The sequence below is a fragment of the Actinotignum timonense genome (assembly GCF_002860685.3).
In the GTDB taxonomy this organism is placed as follows: domain Bacteria; phylum Actinomycetota; class Actinomycetes; order Actinomycetales; family Actinomycetaceae; genus Actinotignum; species Actinotignum timonense.
In genome coordinates this window covers 1,780,232-1,798,422 of the sequence record NZ_CP136960.1, presented here as the reverse complement: position 1 = coordinate 1,798,422, position 18,191 = coordinate 1,780,232, and the positions used below count along the sequence as shown (strand labels likewise).

Genomic DNA, 18,191 nt, shown 5'->3' with positions numbered 1-18,191 from the left:
CCGTGTCGAGCGGATGATCGCACCAGAGCCAGCTAACAGAATAGATGGGGAAGTAAATGACCAAAGTCCCGGGTGGCCGCCTCAAGCTGGAAGCAATCATGCCATGAGCGTAAAAGCGCGCAACCACGCGGCAAAGCGGCGTCGTCGTGCGGAAAAAGCGGGTGAAAAAAGAACGGTGCGCAGCCCCGCGTTAGGTCTTCCTGACTATATTTTCCGCAATCAAGCGGGTAGACCTATAGGCGTAAACGAAAGGATGGATCAATGGCCGAAAAAGTTGTTATCGATGCTCTTCAGCGCACGCTGACCGATCTTATTGACCTCTCCCTGCAAGCTAAGCAGTACCACTGGAATATTCAGGGTGCGCGTTTCCGCGCCCTCCACCTCGCTCTTGATGAAGTTGTGTCCGTGACCCGTACCGACCTTGATGAGGTTGCCGAGCGCATCGCCACCATCGGGGGCTTCCCGGATGGTCGGGCCGTGACGGTCGCCAAGGAAAGCGGTCTGGATGATGCGGGCACCGGTCCCTTCAATGTGGACGATGTCTACACCGTGATGGCGGAGAAGCTCTACGGGGCTTCCCGGCGTATCCAGAATGACCTGTCCAAGGTGGACGAAGCCGATCCGCTCAGCGGTGACCTGCTCATCGGGGTCGCTCGCAACCTGGAGCTGCAGGGCTGGTTCATGAAGGCCGCCGCGGTCGAAAACTAAATCGCTCGCGCTGACGGGTGTGCGCCGCAGCCGTGACTCATAGCGAAGGGGACCATCTCACCAGGCGTGAGGTGCGTCCCCTTCGCCGTGTTCGCGGTAGAGCCGCGCGGGCGGGCCCGGAGCGAAACAGGTATCCTGGTGGGCGGGCATCCCCGGTCTGGATGCCGTGAAAAATAGAACTAAGGAGAAAACTATGCCCGCACGTCTATCCGTGGACGGCACCCTCGTCACCCTTGACGAACCGTGCCCGGGAACCGCCTACTTCGCCGCGGATCGCGCGATTGTCGCCCTGAAAGTTAACGGGGAACTCAAGGATTTGGCCACGGATTTGACCACGCTGGACGGCGCCGAGGTGGAAACCGTACGCATCGACTCCCCGGACGGGCTCAATATTCTCCGCCATTCCGCCACCCACGTGCTGGCCCAGGCAGTCCAGCAGATCTACCCCGATGCGAATCTGGGCATCGGCCCCTTCATTGAGGACGGCTTCTACTACGATTTCGGCAATATTGACCCGGTTACTCCGGAGATGCTGAAAGAGCTCGAAAAGCGCATGAAGCGCATCGTCAAGGAAAATCAGCGTTTCGTGCGCCGCGAAGTCACCGAAGAAGAAGCGCGCCAGGAAGAAGCCTCCCAGCCCTACAAGCTTGAGCTCATCACCACCAAGGGCCACGATGCGGACGGTGCCAGCGTGGAAGTGGGCCACGGCGGCCTCACCATGTACGACAACGTCAACCGTCACGGCGATGTGGTGTGGACCGATCTGTGCCGCGGGCCCCACCTGCCCTCCACCAAGTTCATCGGCAATGGTTTCGCGCTCACCCGGGCCTCGGCCGCCTACTGGAAGGGCGATCAGAATAATGATCACCTCCAGCGCATTTACGGCACCGCCTGGCCGAGTAAGGAAGAACTGGATGCCTACCAGACCCGCATTGCCGAAGCGCAGCGCCGGGACCACCGCCGCTTGGGCACCGAACTGGACCTGTTCTCCTTCCCCGATGAAATTGGTTCCGGGCTTCCGGTCTTCCATCCCAAGGGCGGCATTATCCGCATGGAAATGGAAAACTATTCCCGCCAGCGTCATATTGAAGCCGGCTACGACTTTGTCAATACCCCGCATATCACCAAGGGGCAGCTCTTCCAAACCTCCGGGCATCTATCCTGGTACAAGGACGGCATGTTCCCGGCCATGCGGGTGGATGAGGATCAGGATTACTACCTCAAGCCGATGAACTGCCCCATGCACTCCCTTATTTATAAGGCGCGTGGGCGCTCCTACCGCGATCTGCCGTTGCGGCTCTTCGAATTCGGGACGGTCTACCGTTACGAAAAGTCCGGTGTTATCCACGGCCTTACCCGCGCCCGCGGCTTCACCCAGGATGATGCTCATATTTACACCACCCGCGAGCAGATGCGCGAGGAACTTTCCTCCCTGCTCACTTTCGTGCTGTCCCTCCTCAAGGACTACGGTCTCAACGATTTCTACCTCGAGCTGTCCACGAAGGACCCGAAGAAGTTCATCGGGGATGATGACCTCTGGGAGGAAGCCACCCGCACCCTGGAAGAAGTGGCGCTCTCCTCCGGCCTGGAGCTGGTGCCCGATCCGGAAGGGGCGGCCTTCTACGGCCCCAAGATCTCGGTGCAGGCGCGCGATGCCATCGGCCGCACCTGGCAGATGTCCACCATCCAGCTTGATTTCAACCTCCCCGAGCGTTTCGGGCTGGAATACACCGCGCCGGACGGCTCGCGCCAGCGCCCGGTTATGATCCACCGGGCCCTCTTCGGTTCCATCGAACGCTTCCTGGGCGTGCTGGTCGAGCACTACGCCGGGGCGTTCCCCGCCTGGCTCGCCCCCGTGCAGGTGCGCCTGGTGCCGGTGGCTGAAACCTTCAACGAGTACTGCGAAGATATTGCCCGGCGCCTGCGTGAGCAGCATATTCGCGCCGAGGTGGATACTTCCGATGATCGCTTCGGTAAGAAGATTCGTAACGCCGCGAAGGAGAAGATTCCCTTCACCCTCATTGCCGGTGGGGACGACGTCGATGCCGGCGCCGTGTCCTTCCGTTTCCGCGACGGCGAACAGCATAACGGGGTCGCTATTGACGAAGCGATCGCGCATATCGTGGATGTGGTACGACGGCGCGCTAACGAGCCGGAAGCGGAGAAGTTCTAATGCTCTCTCGGAGCGGGCGGCCCCTGGCCCAGGCAATTTTCGGTCCCATCGCGCGCCTGTGCGTGCGCGCGGGGATCAGCGCCGATGCGGTAACAATCACCGGAACCGTGGCGGTGGTGGCCTGCGCGCTCATCCTCTATCCCCTCGGGCACCCCGTGTGGGCCTCCTGGATTATCGGTATCACCGTGATTTTCGACAGCCTTGACGGCCAAATCGCGAGGCTCACCGGAACCGCGTCCCGCTGGGGTGCCTTCCTGGATTCCACTCTGGACCGCCTGGCTGATTCTGCGATATTCTGCGGGATTCTGCTGTGGATCGTACGCTGGAATATTGGGGCTGGCGCGGGACTGACCGAGTGGTTGGCCCTGGCCTGCCTGGCGGCCCTGCCGGCCGCGCTGTGCACCTCCTACGCGCGCGCCCGCGCCGAAGCGGTGGGATTCACCGCGAATGTGGGGATCAGCGAACGCGCTGATCGGCTGGTTATTGTGCTCCTCGGGGCGCTGATCACCGGCTACGGGGCGAGCGCCTGGGTACTGCTGGTGGCCCTGGCCTACCTCGCGGTAGCCGGGTGGATCACGGTAGCCCAGCGCATGGTGACCGTCTACCGGCAGTCCCGCGCTGAGCAGAGTGGCGATAAACAGAGCGCCGGGGAGCGGGCCGGCCAGGGGAGCGGCCAGTGAATCTCGGCAATCTTCTTTTCCGCGCCACCGGGGCGGTGGCCCGGCTCCCCGAACCGGTGGGCCGCGGCCTCTTCGCCGCGGTCGGGACGGTCGCCGGAACCCTGCCGCTGCGCGGAACCCAGCAGCTACGCCGCAACCTGGCACGGGTACGGCCAGATGCGCGCGGGCGCGCTGCCCGCCGGCTGAGCCGTGCGGCCATGCGTTCCTATATGCGCTACTATTACGAAGCCCTGCGCCTGGGAACCTGGGAAGCTGATGATTTCGCGGCGCGGGTTATCGAGGACGGCCTGGATTCTGCCCGCGCGGAATTCGCCCGCGGCCATGCCCTCATCGGGGCACTCATGCACATGGGCAATTGGGATATGGCCGGGGCCTGGTCGCGCTATTTCCTCGCCCCCGTGCACACCCTGGTCGAAAAGCTCGAACCGGCCGAGGTATTCGAGCGCTTCGTGCGACTGCGTGAAAATATTGGGATGGTTATCTATCCCGTGGTCAAAGGTGGCGGGGCTATTCATCGCCTCGCGGAGGACACCCGGCAGGGTCCCATCCTGGCCCCGGTTCTCGCGGATCGCGATCTCACCGCATCCGGGGTGGAAGTGGAATTCTTCGGGGAGAAAATGCTCGCCGCCGCCGGACCGGCCATTCTTGCCATAGATACCGGCTGCGCCGTCGTTCCTATTTTTTCCTACTACGTGAAAAAGGAACGTACCCGGGCCGTACCCACCCGGTGGCGCATGGTGCTGCGCAGCGGCGCACCTATTCGCGCCCGCGTGGATGCCGCGGCCTCCCCGCGCGAGCGCCACGCGGACATCGCGCGCATCACCCAGGAATGGATCACGGCTTTCGAAGAGGTGCTTGCCGAACACCCCGAGGATTGGCATATGCTCCAGCCCGTTTTCGTTGCAGATTTGGACCGCGAGCGCTACCGCACCAATCGCGAAAAAGCCGCCCGGGAGCTCGCGCGCCGGCAAGCAGAGTACGACGCGAAGGAAGGAACGCCGTGAACATCGGGATTGCCTGCCCCTATTCGTGGGACGTGCCCGGGGGAGTGGGATTCCATATCCGGGATCTAGCCGAGGAACTCATCGCCCGCGGGCACAGTGTTTCGGTGATCGCCCCGAGTGAAGAAAACGAGGCGCTGCCCGATTACGTGGTGCCGGTGGGCGCCTCCGTGGCGATTCCCTATAACGGTTCGGTGGCGCGCCTCTCCTTCGGGCCGCGCGTCAATCGCGCGGTGCGGCGCTGGCTGCGCGAAGGGAATTTCGATGTGCTCCACGTGCACGAACCCTTCGTTCCCTCCGTGTCGATGCTCGCGCTCATGAGCGCGGAATGCCCGGTGGTCTCCACCCACCACACCGCCATGGATCGCTCCCGGGCCTTCGACCTTTTCTCCCCGGTGCTGCGCCCCATCCTGGAAAAAATCCAGGCGCGGATCGCGGTCTCCCAAGAAGCACGCCGCACCACCGTGCAATATTTAGGCGGGGACGCTTTTATTATTCCCAACGGCGTGTACACCGCTGATTTCGAAGTGCCGCGCGATGCCCGCTTCACCGGCACGCCCGATTCGCCCACTTTCGGATTCCTCGGCCGCCTGGACGAACCGCGCAAGGGCTTGCCCGTGCTGGCCGCCGCCGCCCCGCTCATCCTGCGCGACTATCCGCAAGCGCGCTTCTTCGTGGCCGGAAAAGGCGATGAGGAAGCAGCCCGGGAACTCTTCGGGGAAGCGGCCGCTCAGGTTATCTTCCTCGGGCCGGTCAGCGATGCCGATAAAGCGGCGATGCTCGCCAGCGTGGACCTCTACGTGGCACCCAATACCGGGGGTGAATCCTTCGGAATTATTCTTATCGAAGCGATGAGTGCGGGTGGTTTCGTGCTCGCCTCGGATATTCCCGCTTTCCGCGCGGTGCTGGGCGGGGGAACTTTCGGGGACCACTTCGCTAACGAAGACCCGGAGGATCTGGCTCGGGTTGCGCTGGCGGCCTTGCGTGATCCGCAGCGCCGGGCCCGGGTGGCCCAGGCCGGCCAGGCCGAAGCCCAACGTTACGACTGGTCCACGGTGGCCTCCCAAGTCTTTGCCGTGTACGAAACCGCGGTGCGTACCGCCCAGATGGAGGTAGAGCAGTGAATCTTTGGTGGTCCCTTGCCCTCCTCGCCGGTGTGGTGCTCCTTCTGCTCGGGTTCAGCGCGGCCCTGGCGGCCCGCCGCCTCGACCGCCTCCACACCACTCTGCTGAAATCCCGCCGGGCGGTAGAACAGGCCCTCGCCGCCCGTGCCCGCACCGCCTACGATATGGCGATGTCCGGGGAGCTGGATATGGCCGGGGCTCTTATCCTCACCGATAGCGCCCAGCGGGTGCTGTCCGCCTCCATGCTTCCGGTGGTGGCGGACGGATTGGAGGCCCTGCCCGGTGATATGCGCGCAGATCTGCCCGATCCGGCAGTGGCTGCCCGGGAGCGGCGCGCGGTGGAATCCGAGCTTTCCCGCGCCTTGCGCCTCACCGTGGATGAGCTGGACCCGAATGATATGACGGATGCGGCGGCCCGCGAATTTTACCGGCGCTTGGAGCGCGCCCGCCTCGATGTGCGCATGACGCGTTCCTTCCATAATTCGCATGTGGACCAGGCTCGCCGGGTACGAAATTCCCGGGTCCTCTCCATTTTCCCCATTGCCGGGCACGCCCCGGTCCCGCAAACCATCGATATTGATGATGAATAAGAGCACCCGATGACCACTACCCCGCGGCGCGCCGCGCGCATTATCGCCCTGGATGAGGCCGGCTGTGTCCTCCTCATCCGCGGCCACGACCGGGATGACCCCACCCACCGCTGGTGGTTCACGCCCGGCGGGGGATTGGAAGATACGGAAAGCCCCCGGGCGGCAGCGGTACGAGAATTTCGGGAGGAGACCGGCGTCGTCGTAACTGAAACGGAACTCATCGGGCCGGTCCTGCGCCGGCGCGCAACTTTTCGTTTCGCGCGTGCCACCCTCAACCAGGACGAAGTATTTTTCGCGGTGCGCCTCGACGCGAAGCGCGCCCGCGCGGCGGTGACCGGACGCGGGCGGGCCTGGACCGCGGCGGAAGAAGAACTCCTCGACGCCATCCACTGGCGCGCCGGCACGCAACTTATCGGCTCTCCGAGCGAGCGGGTCTACCCGGCGGGCCTCGCGGAGCTCGCGGCCCAGGTGCATAACGGCTGGGACGGCATCTGCCGCGAGATATGGGAAAACTGAAGCGCGGGAAAACTCAAGCTCAAGAAAACTGAAGTGCGGGAAACCGAAGCGCGGGAAAACTGACCTTCAGGAAAATCTCCCCTCAGGAAAACTAAGGCGCGCTGCGGCCCGGGTAATAGTTCCCGGGCCGCGAACCGCGTACAATGGCTCCGGAAGTTTTTATCTACTCGGGAGGACACGTGTCAGGACACTCCAAGTGGGCAACCACCAAGCATAAGAAAGCCGCTAATGACGCCAAGCGCGGCAAGCTCTTCGCGCGTCTGGTCAAGAACATCGAAGTGGCGGCGGCAACCGGTGGTGGCGATCCCGCGGGTAACCCCACGCTCTTTGACGCGATCCGCAAGGCCAAGCAGAACTCGGTGCCGGCCGATAATATCGATCGCGCCGTTAAGCGTGGTTCGGGTGAAACCGATGATTCCATCCAGTACGAAGCCATTACGTACGAAGGCTACGGCCCGGGCGGAGTGGCTATCCTCATCGAATGCCTGACTGATAACCGCAACCGCGCCGCCTCGGATGTGCGCACCGCCCTCACCCGCAATGGCGGAACGCTGGCGGATCCCGGTTCGGTTTCCTACCTCTTCAACCGCCGCGGCGTGGTGGAAGCGGTCAAGGGGGAGAACACCGAGGACGACGTCCTCATGGCCGTTCTTGACGCCGGCGCCGAAGAAATTGAGGACGACGGCGATACCTTCACCATCTACTGCGCGGCCAGCGATGTGGTAGCCGTGCGCACCGCGCTCCAGGAAGCTGGAATTGACTACAATTCCGCCGAATCGCGCTTTGTGCCCTCCACCAATGTTCCCCTCGACCGGAGCGGTGCGGAAAAGCTCCTTAAGCTCACCGATGCCCTTGACGATGTGGACGATATTCAAGAGGTCTACACCAACGCGGATATCGCCGACGACATCCTCGCCGAGCTCGAGGGTGAGTAGTGCGCATTCTGGGGATTGACCCGGGACTCACGCGCTGCGGGTTGGGAACCATTGACGCCGATGTGACGCGGCGGGTGCGCCTGGTGGATATGCGGGTGGCGCGTTCCCCGGTGGACCTGGCCCCGCATCGGCGTCTCCTCCTCATCGCGGATGAAATTGACGCGGTGATCGCGGAGTTTTCCCCCGAAGTCGTGGCGGTGGAACGCGTTTTCGCGCAGGAAAATGTGCGTTCGGTAACTTCCACCGCGCAGGTGGCCGGTATCGCGATGCTGGCCGCCGCCCGCGCCCAGCTGCCCCTCGGCCTGCATTCGCCCTCCGAAGTGAAGGCGGCGGTGACGGGCTCGGGGCGCGCCGGGAAACTCCAGGTGCAAAATATGGTGCAGCGGATTTTGGGTCTGGCGGAATTGCCGCGCCCTAAGGATGCCGCGGATGCCCTGGCCATCGCGATTACCCACGCCTGGCGCGGGGGCGCCCACGCCCTGGACGCCACGGTGGATAACGGCCAGCACGGCGGGGCCGGCACCCTCCCGCGTGCCGAAGGAGCTGATTTAACGCCGGCGCAGCGCATGTGGGCGGGAGCCGAACGCATGAGCCGGCGCGCCGGTGCGGTTTCCCCGCACCGCTCCGCTAGCGGTTAGAGTCATGAGGAAGGGAGCCCGGAGTGATTGCAAGTATTCGCGGAACTGTGAGCCGTATTACCACCACATTCGCGGTGGTGGAGGTCGGCGGGTGGGGCGTCAAAGTTTTTGCGACGCCGGATACCCTCTCGCGCCTGCGGGAAGGCGCGGAAGCTTTTCTCTACACCTCGCTGGTCGCTAGCCGCGATGACCTGCCCTCCCTCTACGGTTTTAGCGAAGCCGATGAGCGCGATGTTTACGAAATCATGCAGACGGTTTCCGGAATCGGCGCCAAAGTTGCGCTCACGCTCCTCTCCGTCCACACCCCGAACGCCCTGCGTGCCGCCGTGCAATCCAAGGACGAGGCGGCCCTCACCCGGGTCCCCGGTATCGGCAAGAAAAGCGCCCAGCGTATTATTTTAGAGCTGGGTAATAAGCTCGGCCCGGCTCCGGTGGCCGCCGGTGAAGCAGCCAGCCCCGAGGCGGATCCGAGTGCCGTAGTTGCCGGTCTGGTAGGGCTGGGGTGGAAGGAAAGCGACGCCGTCGCCGCTTATGAAGAAGCGCGCACGCAAATACCGCAGGGCACCGTGGCCCAGCTCCTGCGCGCCAGTCTGCAAGTACTAGGGGCCCGCCGATGAGCGAAGAAATGTCCTTCGATGCCGGCCTGGTATCCCCGGAAGCCAGCGAAACGGAACGCGCCGCGGAAGCGGCCCTGCGCCCGCGCCAGCTCTCCGAATTCGTGGGCCAGGATACCGTGCGCGACCAGCTCTCCCTCGTGCTTCAGGCCGCGGTGCAACGCGGGCGCACCCCCGATCACGTGCTCCTTTCCGGGCCGCCGGGCCTGGGGAAAACCACCCTCGCCATGATTATTGCCGCCGAGGTGGGCGGGGCGCTGCGCCTGACCTCCGGCCCGGCGATCCAACATTCGGGCGACCTGGCCGCGATTCTTTCCTCCGTGCAGGAAAACGACGTCCTCTTCATCGACGAAATCCACCGCCTGGCCCGCAATGCCGAAGAAATGCTCTACCTGGCCATGGAAGATTTTCGGGTAGACGTGATGGTGGGGAAGGGCCCGGGAGCCACCTCGATTCCGCTGCCGCTGCCGTTCTTCACGGTAGTAGGGGCGACGACGCGCGCCGGCTTACTGCCCGCTCCCTTACGTGATCGCTTCGGCTTTACGGCGCACCTGGAATATTACGAACAGCGCGATCTGGCCCGTATTGTGCGGCGTAATGCCGTCAAGCTCGGCCATACCATTACCGAGGATGCGGCCCAGGAAATTGCCGGGCGTTCGCGCGGCACCCCGCGTATCGCCAACCGGCTGCTGCGGCGCGTCCAGGACTGGGCGCAGGTGCGCGGTACCGGGGATTTGGACCTGCGGGCCGCGCGGGCTGCCCTCGATCTTTTCCAGGTGGATCCGGCCGGGCTGGACCGCCTCGATCGGGCGGTGCTCGAAGCGATCTGCACCCGTTTCGGGGGCGGGCCGGTGGGCCTGACCACCCTCGCGGTATCTGTTGGGGAAGAACCCGAAACGGTAGAGACAGTGGTGGAGCCCTATTTGGTGCGCGAAGGCTATCTGGTGCGTACCCCGCGCGGGCGGATGGCGGCCCCGCGGGCCTGGAGCCACCTCGGTTTAACTCCGCCTACAGATTAGTTTCGTCACGGCCGCCGGTGTTTTCAGCTATGCACGGTAAACTGGCACGGTAATTATTGTCTTTTCCAAGGAGCTTTCGCGTGGAATTCGCCATCATGGGCATCATTCTGGTAGGGATGGTGCTGTTCATGTCCCAGTCCAATAAGAAGGCCCGGGCACGTGCTGAAGAACACCGCAATAGCATTCTGGTGGTGGGCACGGATGTCATGACCACCGCTGGTTTTTACGGGCGCATTGTTGCGATTGACGGGGATGCGGTGACGCTCGAAAGTCCCTCCGGGGATGAAACTGTGTGGTCGCGCCTGGCCATTCGGGAGCAAGCCTCTATTCCCTTCGCGCCGGTCAGTGAAGAAGAAGCGGCGGCGGAAGATGTCGCGGAAGCTGCCCGCCTGAGCGCTTCGGAAGAATCCGGGGCCGGGGCGGTTGCGGATAATGCCGCGGGAACCGGTGCTCCCACTGGCGCGGCCACCCCGGAAGTGACCGGTCACGTGACTCCTCGGAGCACGGACTCGGCTTTTGGTGAAAAGAAAGATGAGTCGGGCTCGGCCTGGAAGTAAACACTATGTCTCAATCTAAAAATTCCGGCGTCCGGTTATCCTGGCGCCGGATCATTACCCTTGCGATCTTGGCGATCGCGCTCTTCGTCTCCCTGGGCGTGGGCTCGGTAACGGGATCCGGATCGGAATCCCGGTGGACCCCGAATTTCGCCCTCGACCTGGAAGGCGGCACGGAGCTTATTCTCACCCCGAAGACCACGGATAATTCCGAGATCACCTCGGAAGATGTCAATCAGGCGATTGAAATTATCCGCCAGCGCGTGGACGCCTCGGGTGTGGCAGAAGCGGAGATCACCTCCCAGGGTGGATCCAATATTGTGGTGGGTCTGCCCGGGCACCCCAGCCAGGAAACCCTCGACCTCGTGCGTAATTCCGCGGTGTTGCGGATGCGCCCGGTGCTCGCCATGGCGAACCCGGGAACCATGAAGGGCGAGGGCGAGAATGCCGCGCCTCTCACCGGTACCGCGCTGGAAGAAGCCGCCATGAAGGCCGCCGACGCGGACGGGGACGGCAAGCTCTCCACCACTCCGCCTAGCGAGCCCACCAGCGCCTCGGATCCGGCCTGGGCTAAAACCGAGCGGGTCACCTACGATGCGCTGACTTTGGATTGCACCGCGGAAAACCCCGCCACTGCTCCGGAAGAAAACCCGGATACCGCGCTGGTGGCTTGCGGGCAAAGCGAAGATTCCAAGACCGGTGAAGTGACGCCTTATAAGTACGTGCTCGGCCCGGCCGAAATCGCCGGAACGAACCTGACGCGCGCCACCTCCGGTTTCGATCAGCAGCAGGGCCAGTGGATCGTGCAGCTGGAATTCGATAACGAGGGCGCCCAGAAGTTCTCCGAAGTGACCGGGCGGCTGGTGGGCTTGCAAAGTCCCCAAAACCAATTCGCTATCGTGTTGGACGGTCGCGTTATTTCCTCCGCGGTCCCGCAAACCCAGATTTCGGGTGGACAGGCCGTTATTAACGGTTCCGGTATTAATGCGACGACGTCGCGCGTGCTGGCCAACCAGTTGCAATTCGGTTCGCTACCCCTGGAATTCGAGGTGCAATCCGAACAGCAAATTTCGGCTACCCTCGGTTCCGAATCGCTGCGCGCGGGCCTCGTGGCCGGGCTGATCGGTCTTGTGCTTATTGTTCTTTACCTCGTCTGGCAGTACCACGCCCTCGCCATCGTGGCGGTGGGTTCGGTGGTGCTTGCCACGGGTCTATCCTACGGGGTTATTTGTTTGCTCTCCTGGGTGATGGGTTACCGATTGTCGATGGCCGGCGTCGTCGGCCTGGTTATTTCTATCGGTATTACGGTCGACTCCTTCATCGTGTTCTTCGAACGTATCCGCGATGAGATTCGTGACGGACACGCCGTCCGCACCGCGGTGCAACGCGGTTGGAAGCGCGCAACCCGCACGATTATCGCCTCCGACTCCGTTAACCTCATCGCGGCCGGGGTGCTCTACTTCATCGCGGTGGGCTCGGTGCGTGGTTTCGCCTTCACTTTGGGGCTTACTACTATCCTCGACCTCGTCGTCGTCTTTATGTTTACCTATCCGCTTATGACGCTGCTGGTGCGCACCAAGTTCTTCGGCGGGGGGCACCCGGCATCGGGTATGTCCGCCAAGCATTTGGCGCATACCCCGGCGTACCGCGGCCGTAAGGTTCCCGGGGAAGGCTCGCTCGCCGAGCGTCGCACCCGGGAACGCCGGGCCGCTCTCCCCGCGAGCAGCGAGGGAAAGGAGAACGCCTAATGTCGATGTACAGCTTAGGTAATGATCTCTACTCGGGGCGGCGCAGCTTCAAAATTGTGCAGCGGCGCAAGACCTGGTACACCATCGCGATTATCTGCGTGATCGCCTCGTTTATCGCGCTGTTCACCCGCGGACTCAATATGGGTATTGAGTTCACCGGGGGATCCCAATTCACGGTCTCGGAAGCGCAAACCACCGATCAGCGCCTCGCCTCGGATATCATGGCCCGCCACGGCGGGGATGAAGCCGCCCGCGTGGCCCAGGTGGGGGAGAACTCCCTGCGTATCCAGACCTCGGCGAATGCCGACGGTACCGGGGTGGGGAACGCGGAAACAGAAGCTATTCGCACGGAATTGGCCGAAGCCTACGGCACCTCTGTTCAGAATGTCACCTCCACCTATATCGGCCCGGTATGGGGCCAGGATATTTCCACGAAGGCCCTCCAAGGTTTCGTGGTCTTTATCGTGCTGGTGCTGCTGGCCCTGTGGGCCTATATGCGGTCTTGGCGTAACGCCCTGGGTGCCATCGTTGCGCTCTTCCATGACCTTGTGGTGACGGTGGGGATTTACTGCCTCTTCGGTTTCGAATTCACGCCGTCCACCGTTATCGGCCTGCTGACCATTCTCGGGTACTCCCTGTATGACACCGTGGTGGTCTTCGATAAGGTCCGTGAAAATACCGAACACGTGCTGCGCCAGCATCGCGTGACCTTCGGGGAATCCACGAACCACGCCGTCAATCAGACCCTCATCCGCTCCATTAACACCTCCGTCACCTCGATTATGCCGGTGGCGTCCATCCTCTTCATCGGGGTGTATCTCATGGGTGCGGGGACACTGCGCGATCTGGCGCTGGTGCTCTTCGTGGGTCTGCTGCTCTCGGCGTACTCCTCCATCTTCCTGGCCGCGCCGCTCGCCGTCACCCTGACGAATGCCGATCCGCGCATCAAGGCTCATAACGCGGAAGTAGCTGCCGCGCGCGCCGAACGCGTTGAGGCCGGCGTTGCCGAAGAAGACGTGGTATCCGCGGTTCTCGAACCGGGCCACCATCTCGGTAATGCAGCGCAGCCGCGCCGCAAGAAGAGGAGCAGGAAGTGAGTAGTGCCTTTTCTTCGCAGCTCGTGGAACTCGCGGCCAGCCGGGTCCGAGAACGTGAAAACTTCCCGGCACCCGGGGTGATCTTTCGCGATATCACCCCGCTCATAGCTGACGGTGAAGCTTTCCACCTCTTTATTGATGAACTGGCGCGCCACTACGAAGGTAAGATCGACGCCGTCGCCGGGCTGGAATCACGCGGATTTATTCTGTCCGCTCCGCTGGCCTACGCCATGGGTTTGGGGATGGTCACCATCCGCAAAGCCGGGCGCCTGCCAGGGCCGGTGATCGGGGTTGATTATGAACTGGAATACGGTTCGGCCCGGATGGAAGTTCAGCCCTTTAATATTGAAGATGGACAGCGCGTTCTCATCATCGATGACGTTCTCGCCACCGGTGGAACCGCACATGCCGCCTGTGAGCTGGTAGAAAGCTCAGGCGGGATTGTGGCCGGCCTGTGCATGCTCATTGAGCTGGCAGGCATGGGCGGCCGGGAGCGTCTGGCCGGTAGACAGGTCGAAGCGGTGCTAACCTTCGATTAAGTCAAGAGGGGAGTAGGGCATGTCGGAATCGCAAGGTCCGCGGGTACTATCGCGGCTATCGTGGTTGACCGGACGCACGGCCAGCCAGGTTCCTGATGCCCTGGAACCCCTTATGCGCGCCCTGGGAAATGTGGATAAGGAACGCATTATCCGGGCGTATAACGTGGCGGAGGAATGCCACCGCGGCCAGAAGCGGCGCTCGGGAGAGCCGTATATTACGCATCCGGTCGCGGTGGCAACTATCCTCGCCGAACTCGGTATGGATGAGGACACCCTCGTGGGAGCCCTCCTCCATGACACCGTGGAAGATACCGGGTACACCCTCGAGCAGGTCCGGGAGAATTTCGGTTCCACCGTGGAACTCCTCGTGGACGGGGTCACGAAGCTCGATAAGGTCGAATACGGGGAAGCCGCGCAGGCGGAAACCGTGCGCAAAATGGTGATCGCGATGTCTAAAGACATCCGCGTGCTCCTCATCAAACTTGCCGACCGGCTCCATAATGCCCGCACGTGGCGTTTCATGCCGCAGGAAAAGGCACGCTCCAAGGCTCATGAAACCCTGGAAATTTACGCGCCCCTCGCGCATCGTCTCGGCATGAATTCCATTAAATGGGAGCTTGAGGATCTTTCCTTCAAAACCATGTATCCGGAGGTCTACGCCGAAATTGAATCCCTGGTGCAGGAACGCACCCCGGAACGCGAGGCGTATATCGCGAAAATTAAGGCGATCTTGGAGCGGGAGCTCAAGACCTCCCATATTAAATGCACGATCACCGGCCGCCCCAAGCACTATTACTCCATCTATCAAAAAATGATTTTGCGGGGTAAGGACTTCGAGGATATTTACGACCTCGTGGGAGTGCGGGTGCTGGTAGAAACCATCCCGGATTGCTACGCGGTTCTGGGCGTTGCCAATACGATTTTCACGCCGATTCAGGGGCGGATCAAGGACTATATCACCACCCCGAAATTCAACCTCTACCAGTCAATTCACACCACCGTCATCGGCCCGGATAACCGCTCTCTGGAAATCCAGATCCGCACCTACGATATGCACCGGCGTGCCGAATACGGCGTGGCTGCGCACTGGCGCTACAAGGAAAACCCGAATGCCACCAAGCGCGGGGGCGGGGCCGCGAAAGTCGATGAAGAAACCACGCAGCTTAACTGGTTGCGCCAGCTGGTCGATTGGCAGCGGGAAACCGCGGACCCGGCGGAATTCCTCGAATCCCTCTCCTATGAGATCTCCGGTAATAAGGTCTATGTATTCACCCCGGCAGGGGAAGTCATGGAACTTCCCACGGGTGCCACCCCGGTTGATTTCGCCTATGCCGTCCACACCGAAGTGGGGCACCGTACCGTAGGTGCGCGGGTGAATGATCGCCTTGTCACCCTGGATCACAAGCTGGAATCGGGCGATACGGTTGAGATCATTACCGCGAAAAGCCCGGATGCCGGGCCCTCCCTCGGCTGGCTTGATTTCGTGGCCAGCCCGCGCGCCCGCGCCAAGATCCGGGTGTGGTTCAAGAAGAGCCGCCGGGATGAAGCGGTGGAAGAAGGCAAGGATAAGTTGGCCCGCGCGATCCGCAAGCGCAGCCAGCCCGTCCAGCGCCTCATGAGCCATGACACCCTCGCGGAAGTAGCACGGGAAGCCGGGCGCAGTTCCGTGGATGATCTGTACGCCGGTATCGGGGAGGGGGATATTTCTCCCGAAACCGTGGTGCGTAACCTCATTACCTCCCAGGGCGGGCAGGCCGGGGTGGAAGAAACCCTGGCGGAGGCGGTGACCCCGAACCGTATTTCGCGGCGGCGGAGCACCGCGAGTACCGATAACGCCGTGGTGGTCCAGGGGATGGAAGCCGGCGACGTTATGGTCAAGCTGGCCCGCTGCTGCACCCCGGTTCCTCCCGATGCCATCGTCGGTTTCGTGACCCGCGGCTCGGGGGTATCCATTCACCGTGCCGATTGCCCCAATGTGGAACAGCTGCAAAAGCAACCCGAACGCTTCCTTGAGGTACATTGGGCCGATGATTCCGAAGCCGTCTACGTGATCCAGGTCCAGGTGGATGCCTTGGATCGCCAGGGCCTGCTCTCTGATATTTCCCGGGCCCTGCTGGATAACGGGGTGAATCTGCTGGCCGGCAATATGATGACCACGAAGGAACGCATGGTGCGTAATACCTTCACTTTCGAGATGGCCGATCCCCACCACCTGGCCCGGGTGCTCGCGGATCTGCGCAAAATCGAAGGCGTGTACGACGCCTACCGGGTGACCAACTCGAAGCCCGCCAACCAGCGCCGGGTGGAGCCCCCGCGCACCTAGCGCAGGGCAATGGCGCGCAGGGCACTGCGGGCGGGGGCATGTTGCCTCCCGGCGAGGCTCCGTGCTACCGCGTCCCACTCATCAGCTTTGAGAAGGCGACGCCGCGCCACTTCCAAGGCGCAGGTAATCGCGAGGTGAAGTTCTTCCTGGTGGAAAATATCCGTGATCGTGCGCGGCAGGGTAGTCAAGCACAAGCCGGCTATCGATTGGCGTTCCTCGGGCGGCGGCTTGCGGCGAGCCCGGGACTTCACCCGCACGCTACAGACCCGCACCAGCCGGTCCGCCGGCCAATACCCGGTATGAACCCATAATGCGCTCAGGGTAATGGCAATCGCGCCGCTCCCCACCAGCGGGGCAAGAAGAGAGGCTCGCAGCGCCCGATAGGCGGCGCAATCAGCCGCGCACACCAGCCCGGGCGCATACTCCACCAGCAAACCAGCATTGATATCCAGGCGCTGCACCGCATCCACATACATACCGAGAGTGTGCGATGGCGAAGAAAATAGCGCAAGCCGCTTTCCCCAGGCGGGGAGAGCGGCTTGCGTTTATCCACAGGTAGGAAAAGTTACAGATCCTTATTGACCTGCTCAAGCCAGGCCACGCGGGCGGCCCGTGCTTCGTTCAGCTCGGTGAGCTTCTTTTCATCGCCGGCCTGCTGGGCCTGGGCGATTTCCTCATCGAGTTCGGCAATAAGCGCTTCGAGCTGGGCGGCCATCCCGGAAGAACGCTGCTGCTTTTCCGGATCGGTACGGTTCCAGCGGTCGTTTTCCGCCGCGCGGACCTTCTCCTCAATTTCCCGCATGCGGCCCTCGGTCCGGGCAATATCACCGCGGGCCACGAAGCCGATCTCATCCCAGCGTTCCCCGATCTCACGGAGCTTTTCGCGGGCTTCATCCACATTGGTAATGGGAAGGAGAGCCTCAGCTTCCGCCACCAATTCGAGCTTGGCGGCCAGGTTTTCCGCGTACTGGCTATCCACCTGGCTGAAATGCGCGTCCCGGGCATCGTAGAAGGGCTGGCGGGCAGCCATGAAACGCTCCCAGAGCTTATCGTCATCGCGGCGCCCGGCCCGCCCGGCCCGCTTCCACTCATCCATGAGTTCGCGGTAGCGATCCCCGGTTTCCCGCCAATCGGTGGAGGAGGAAAGCGCGGCAGCTTCCGCGATGAGTTTTTCCTTAGTGGCCTTCACCTGGCTGCGGCGTACATCCAATTCCTTGTAGTGGTTGCGCCGGGCCCGATCAAAGGTGGAGCGGGCAGTAGCGAAACGCCGCCACAATGCTTCTTCGGTGGGGCGATCAATACGGGCACCCTGGCGCTGGGCCCGCTTCCAGTTCTCAAAAAGATCATTGAGCTCAGCGCGGGTATTCTGCCAGTGGATTGTATGCGGATTCGCATTGGCGATTTCCTCAGCGCGTTCAACAATCTGGGTACGCTCCTGGAGGGCAGCTTCCTTGGCGGCGGCGCGCTGGGCAGCGTATTCCTTGGCCCGCACCGCCACGACTTCTTCGAGCTTATCGAGGCGGGTGCGCAGCGCCGCGATATCACCCACGGCGGCTGGTTCAGCCAGTTCCTTACGCAAGGATGCGATCGACTTGCGGCTTTCTTCGGGAGATACGTGGTGGGCGCGCGTTTCTGCCAGGCTCACCTGGGTATCCAGGTCAATATAGCGGCGGATATAGAATTCCAGGGCATCATCTTCGGTGCCGGAAGCCGCGTAATGGCCAACGACCCGTTCGGTATCCCCATCCTTGAGCCACACCTTCCCTTCGTCGTCCACGCGCCCGAACGGACGGGCTTTGGCGACGGCGGCCGGATCCAGCGGCGCGGGAGCGGGCTGAGCGGGATGAGCTGTGGACATTGTTACTCCTTGTGGAGAAAGAGGCGTGCGGTACACGCCGCGGGACAATTTTAATTCTTACGGTATACCACAAT

General features: G+C 62.4%; 18 protein-coding genes. 16 read left to right on the top strand and 2 right to left on the bottom strand.

Translation table 11 applies throughout. The features are described 5' to 3' along the window. The first annotated feature begins 261 nt into the window (after nt 1–261). From CYJ17_RS07495 to CYJ17_RS07420, 16 genes are all read left to right on the top strand, one after another. Nucleotides 262–708 carry a Dps family protein gene (locus CYJ17_RS07495; RefSeq protein ID WP_087070697.1) on the top strand — a complete coding sequence of 149 codons (447 nt, stop codon included), beginning with the start codon at nt 262–264 and terminating at the stop codon, nt 706–708. A 193-nt stretch (nt 709–901) separates the two neighbouring features. After that, nucleotides 902–2,881, top strand: a complete 1,980-nt coding sequence (gene thrS, locus CYJ17_RS07490) for a threonine--tRNA ligase (protein ID WP_180948674.1) — start codon at nt 902–904, stop codon at nt 2,879–2,881. Beyond that, nucleotides 2,881–3,561: a phosphatidylinositol phosphate synthase gene (pgsA, locus tag CYJ17_RS07485; protein WP_087070699.1), complete on the top strand. Its 681-nt coding sequence runs from the start codon at nt 2,881–2,883 to the stop codon at nt 3,559–3,561. Before thrS ends, pgsA begins: the two co-directional genes overlap by 1 nt. After that, the gene (locus tag CYJ17_RS07480) at nt 3,558–4,565 is read left to right on the top strand and encodes a phosphatidylinositol mannoside acyltransferase (protein WP_101595516.1); all 1,008 of its coding nucleotides are present in this window, start codon (nt 3,558–3,560) and stop codon (nt 4,563–4,565) included. The genes pgsA and CYJ17_RS07480 overlap by 4 nt, the downstream gene beginning before the upstream one ends. Next, nucleotides 4,562–5,686 carry a glycosyltransferase family 4 protein gene (locus CYJ17_RS07475; RefSeq protein ID WP_087070701.1) on the top strand — a complete coding sequence of 375 codons (1,125 nt, stop codon included), beginning with the start codon at nt 4,562–4,564 and terminating at the stop codon, nt 5,684–5,686. The genes CYJ17_RS07480 and CYJ17_RS07475 overlap by 4 nt, the downstream gene beginning before the upstream one ends. After that, the gene (locus tag CYJ17_RS07470; protein WP_087070702.1) at nt 5,683–6,276 is read left to right on the top strand and encodes a hypothetical protein; all 594 of its coding nucleotides are present in this window, start codon (nt 5,683–5,685) and stop codon (nt 6,274–6,276) included. Before CYJ17_RS07475 ends, CYJ17_RS07470 begins: the two co-directional genes overlap by 4 nt. Nucleotides 6,277–6,285: 9 nt before the next feature. Next, nucleotides 6,286–6,792 (top strand): NUDIX hydrolase, encoded by a 507-nt coding sequence (locus CYJ17_RS07465; protein ID WP_087070703.1) that lies wholly within the window; start codon nt 6,286–6,288, stop codon nt 6,790–6,792. A gap of 179 nt (nt 6,793–6,971) precedes the next feature. Beyond that, nucleotides 6,972–7,727: a YebC/PmpR family DNA-binding transcriptional regulator gene (locus CYJ17_RS07460; protein ID WP_087070704.1), complete on the top strand. Its 756-nt coding sequence runs from the start codon at nt 6,972–6,974 to the stop codon at nt 7,725–7,727. After that, a complete protein-coding gene (gene ruvC, locus CYJ17_RS07455; protein WP_026428850.1) occupies nt 7,727–8,365 on the top strand; it encodes a crossover junction endodeoxyribonuclease RuvC in 639 nt (212 codons plus the stop codon). The genes CYJ17_RS07460 and ruvC overlap by 1 nt, the downstream gene beginning before the upstream one ends. Before the next feature lie 23 nt (nt 8,366–8,388). Next, nucleotides 8,389–8,982, top strand: a complete 594-nt coding sequence (ruvA, locus tag CYJ17_RS07450) for a Holliday junction branch migration protein RuvA (RefSeq protein WP_087070705.1) — start codon at nt 8,389–8,391, stop codon at nt 8,980–8,982. Next, complete coding sequence (ruvB, locus tag CYJ17_RS07445) at nt 8,979–9,998, top strand: Holliday junction branch migration DNA helicase RuvB (protein WP_087070706.1); 1,020 nt, start codon at nt 8,979–8,981, stop codon at nt 9,996–9,998. Before ruvA ends, ruvB begins: the two co-directional genes overlap by 4 nt. An 80-nt stretch (nt 9,999–10,078) precedes the next feature. Beyond that, the gene (locus CYJ17_RS07440) at nt 10,079–10,555 is read left to right on the top strand and encodes a preprotein translocase subunit YajC (RefSeq protein WP_087070707.1); all 477 of its coding nucleotides are present in this window, start codon (nt 10,079–10,081) and stop codon (nt 10,553–10,555) included. Nucleotides 10,556–10,560: 5 nt separating this feature from the next. Further along, nucleotides 10,561–12,300 carry a protein translocase subunit SecD gene (gene secD, locus CYJ17_RS07435; protein WP_087070708.1) on the top strand — a complete coding sequence of 580 codons (1,740 nt, stop codon included), beginning with the start codon at nt 10,561–10,563 and terminating at the stop codon, nt 12,298–12,300. Continuing rightward, nucleotides 12,300–13,397, top strand: coding sequence for a protein translocase subunit SecF (secF, locus tag CYJ17_RS07430; protein ID WP_087070709.1), 1,098 nt, complete (start codon nt 12,300–12,302; stop codon nt 13,395–13,397). Before secD ends, secF begins: the two co-directional genes overlap by 1 nt. Further along, nucleotides 13,394–13,936, top strand: a complete 543-nt coding sequence (locus CYJ17_RS07425; RefSeq protein WP_026428855.1) for an adenine phosphoribosyltransferase — start codon at nt 13,394–13,396, stop codon at nt 13,934–13,936. Before secF ends, CYJ17_RS07425 begins: the two co-directional genes overlap by 4 nt. A gap of 19 nt (nt 13,937–13,955) precedes the next feature. Further along, nucleotides 13,956–16,259 carry a RelA/SpoT family protein gene (locus tag CYJ17_RS07420; RefSeq protein ID WP_087070710.1) on the top strand — a complete coding sequence of 768 codons (2,304 nt, stop codon included), beginning with the start codon at nt 13,956–13,958 and terminating at the stop codon, nt 16,257–16,259. Here the strand turns inward: CYJ17_RS07420 and CYJ17_RS07415 are convergent. Both CYJ17_RS07415 and CYJ17_RS07410 read right to left on the bottom strand, forming a co-directional pair. Beyond that, a complete protein-coding gene (locus CYJ17_RS07415) occupies nt 16,256–16,735 on the bottom strand; it encodes a hypothetical protein (RefSeq protein ID WP_143231876.1) in 480 nt (159 codons plus the stop codon). The genes CYJ17_RS07420 and CYJ17_RS07415 overlap by 4 nt on opposite strands. 89 nt (nt 16,736–16,824) lie before the next feature. Then, nucleotides 16,825–18,117: a DUF349 domain-containing protein gene (locus CYJ17_RS07410; protein ID WP_087070712.1), complete on the bottom strand. Its 1,293-nt coding sequence runs from the start codon at nt 18,115–18,117 to the stop codon at nt 16,825–16,827. Nucleotides 18,118–18,191: the final 74 nt, after the last annotated feature.

Bases quoted from the DNA above. Each gene is read 5' to 3' on its own strand.
- CYJ17_RS07495 (WP_087070697.1), top strand. From the start codon at position 262: ATGGCCGAAAAAGTTGTTATCGATGCTCTTCAGCGCACGCTGACCGAT.
- thrS (WP_180948674.1), top strand. From the start codon at position 902: ATGCCCGCACGTCTATCCGTGGACGGCACCCTCGTCACCCTTGACGAA.
- pgsA (WP_087070699.1), top strand. From the start codon at position 2,881: ATGCTCTCTCGGAGCGGGCGGCCCCTGGCCCAGGCAATTTTCGGTCCC.
- CYJ17_RS07465 (WP_087070703.1), top strand. From the start codon at position 6,286: ATGACCACTACCCCGCGGCGCGCCGCGCGCATTATCGCCCTGGATGAG.
- ruvB (WP_087070706.1), top strand. From the start codon at position 8,979: ATGAGCGAAGAAATGTCCTTCGATGCCGGCCTGGTATCCCCGGAAGCC.
- secD (WP_087070708.1), top strand. From the start codon at position 10,561: ATGTCTCAATCTAAAAATTCCGGCGTCCGGTTATCCTGGCGCCGGATC.
- secF (WP_087070709.1), top strand. From the start codon at position 12,300: ATGTCGATGTACAGCTTAGGTAATGATCTCTACTCGGGGCGGCGCAGC.
- CYJ17_RS07420 (WP_087070710.1), top strand. From the start codon at position 13,956: ATGTCGGAATCGCAAGGTCCGCGGGTACTATCGCGGCTATCGTGGTTG.
- CYJ17_RS07415 (WP_143231876.1), bottom strand. From the start codon at position 16,735: ATGTATGTGGATGCGGTGCAGCGCCTGGATATCAATGCTGGTTTGCTG.
- CYJ17_RS07410 (WP_087070712.1), bottom strand. From the start codon at position 18,117: ATGTCCACAGCTCATCCCGCTCAGCCCGCTCCCGCGCCGCTGGATCCG.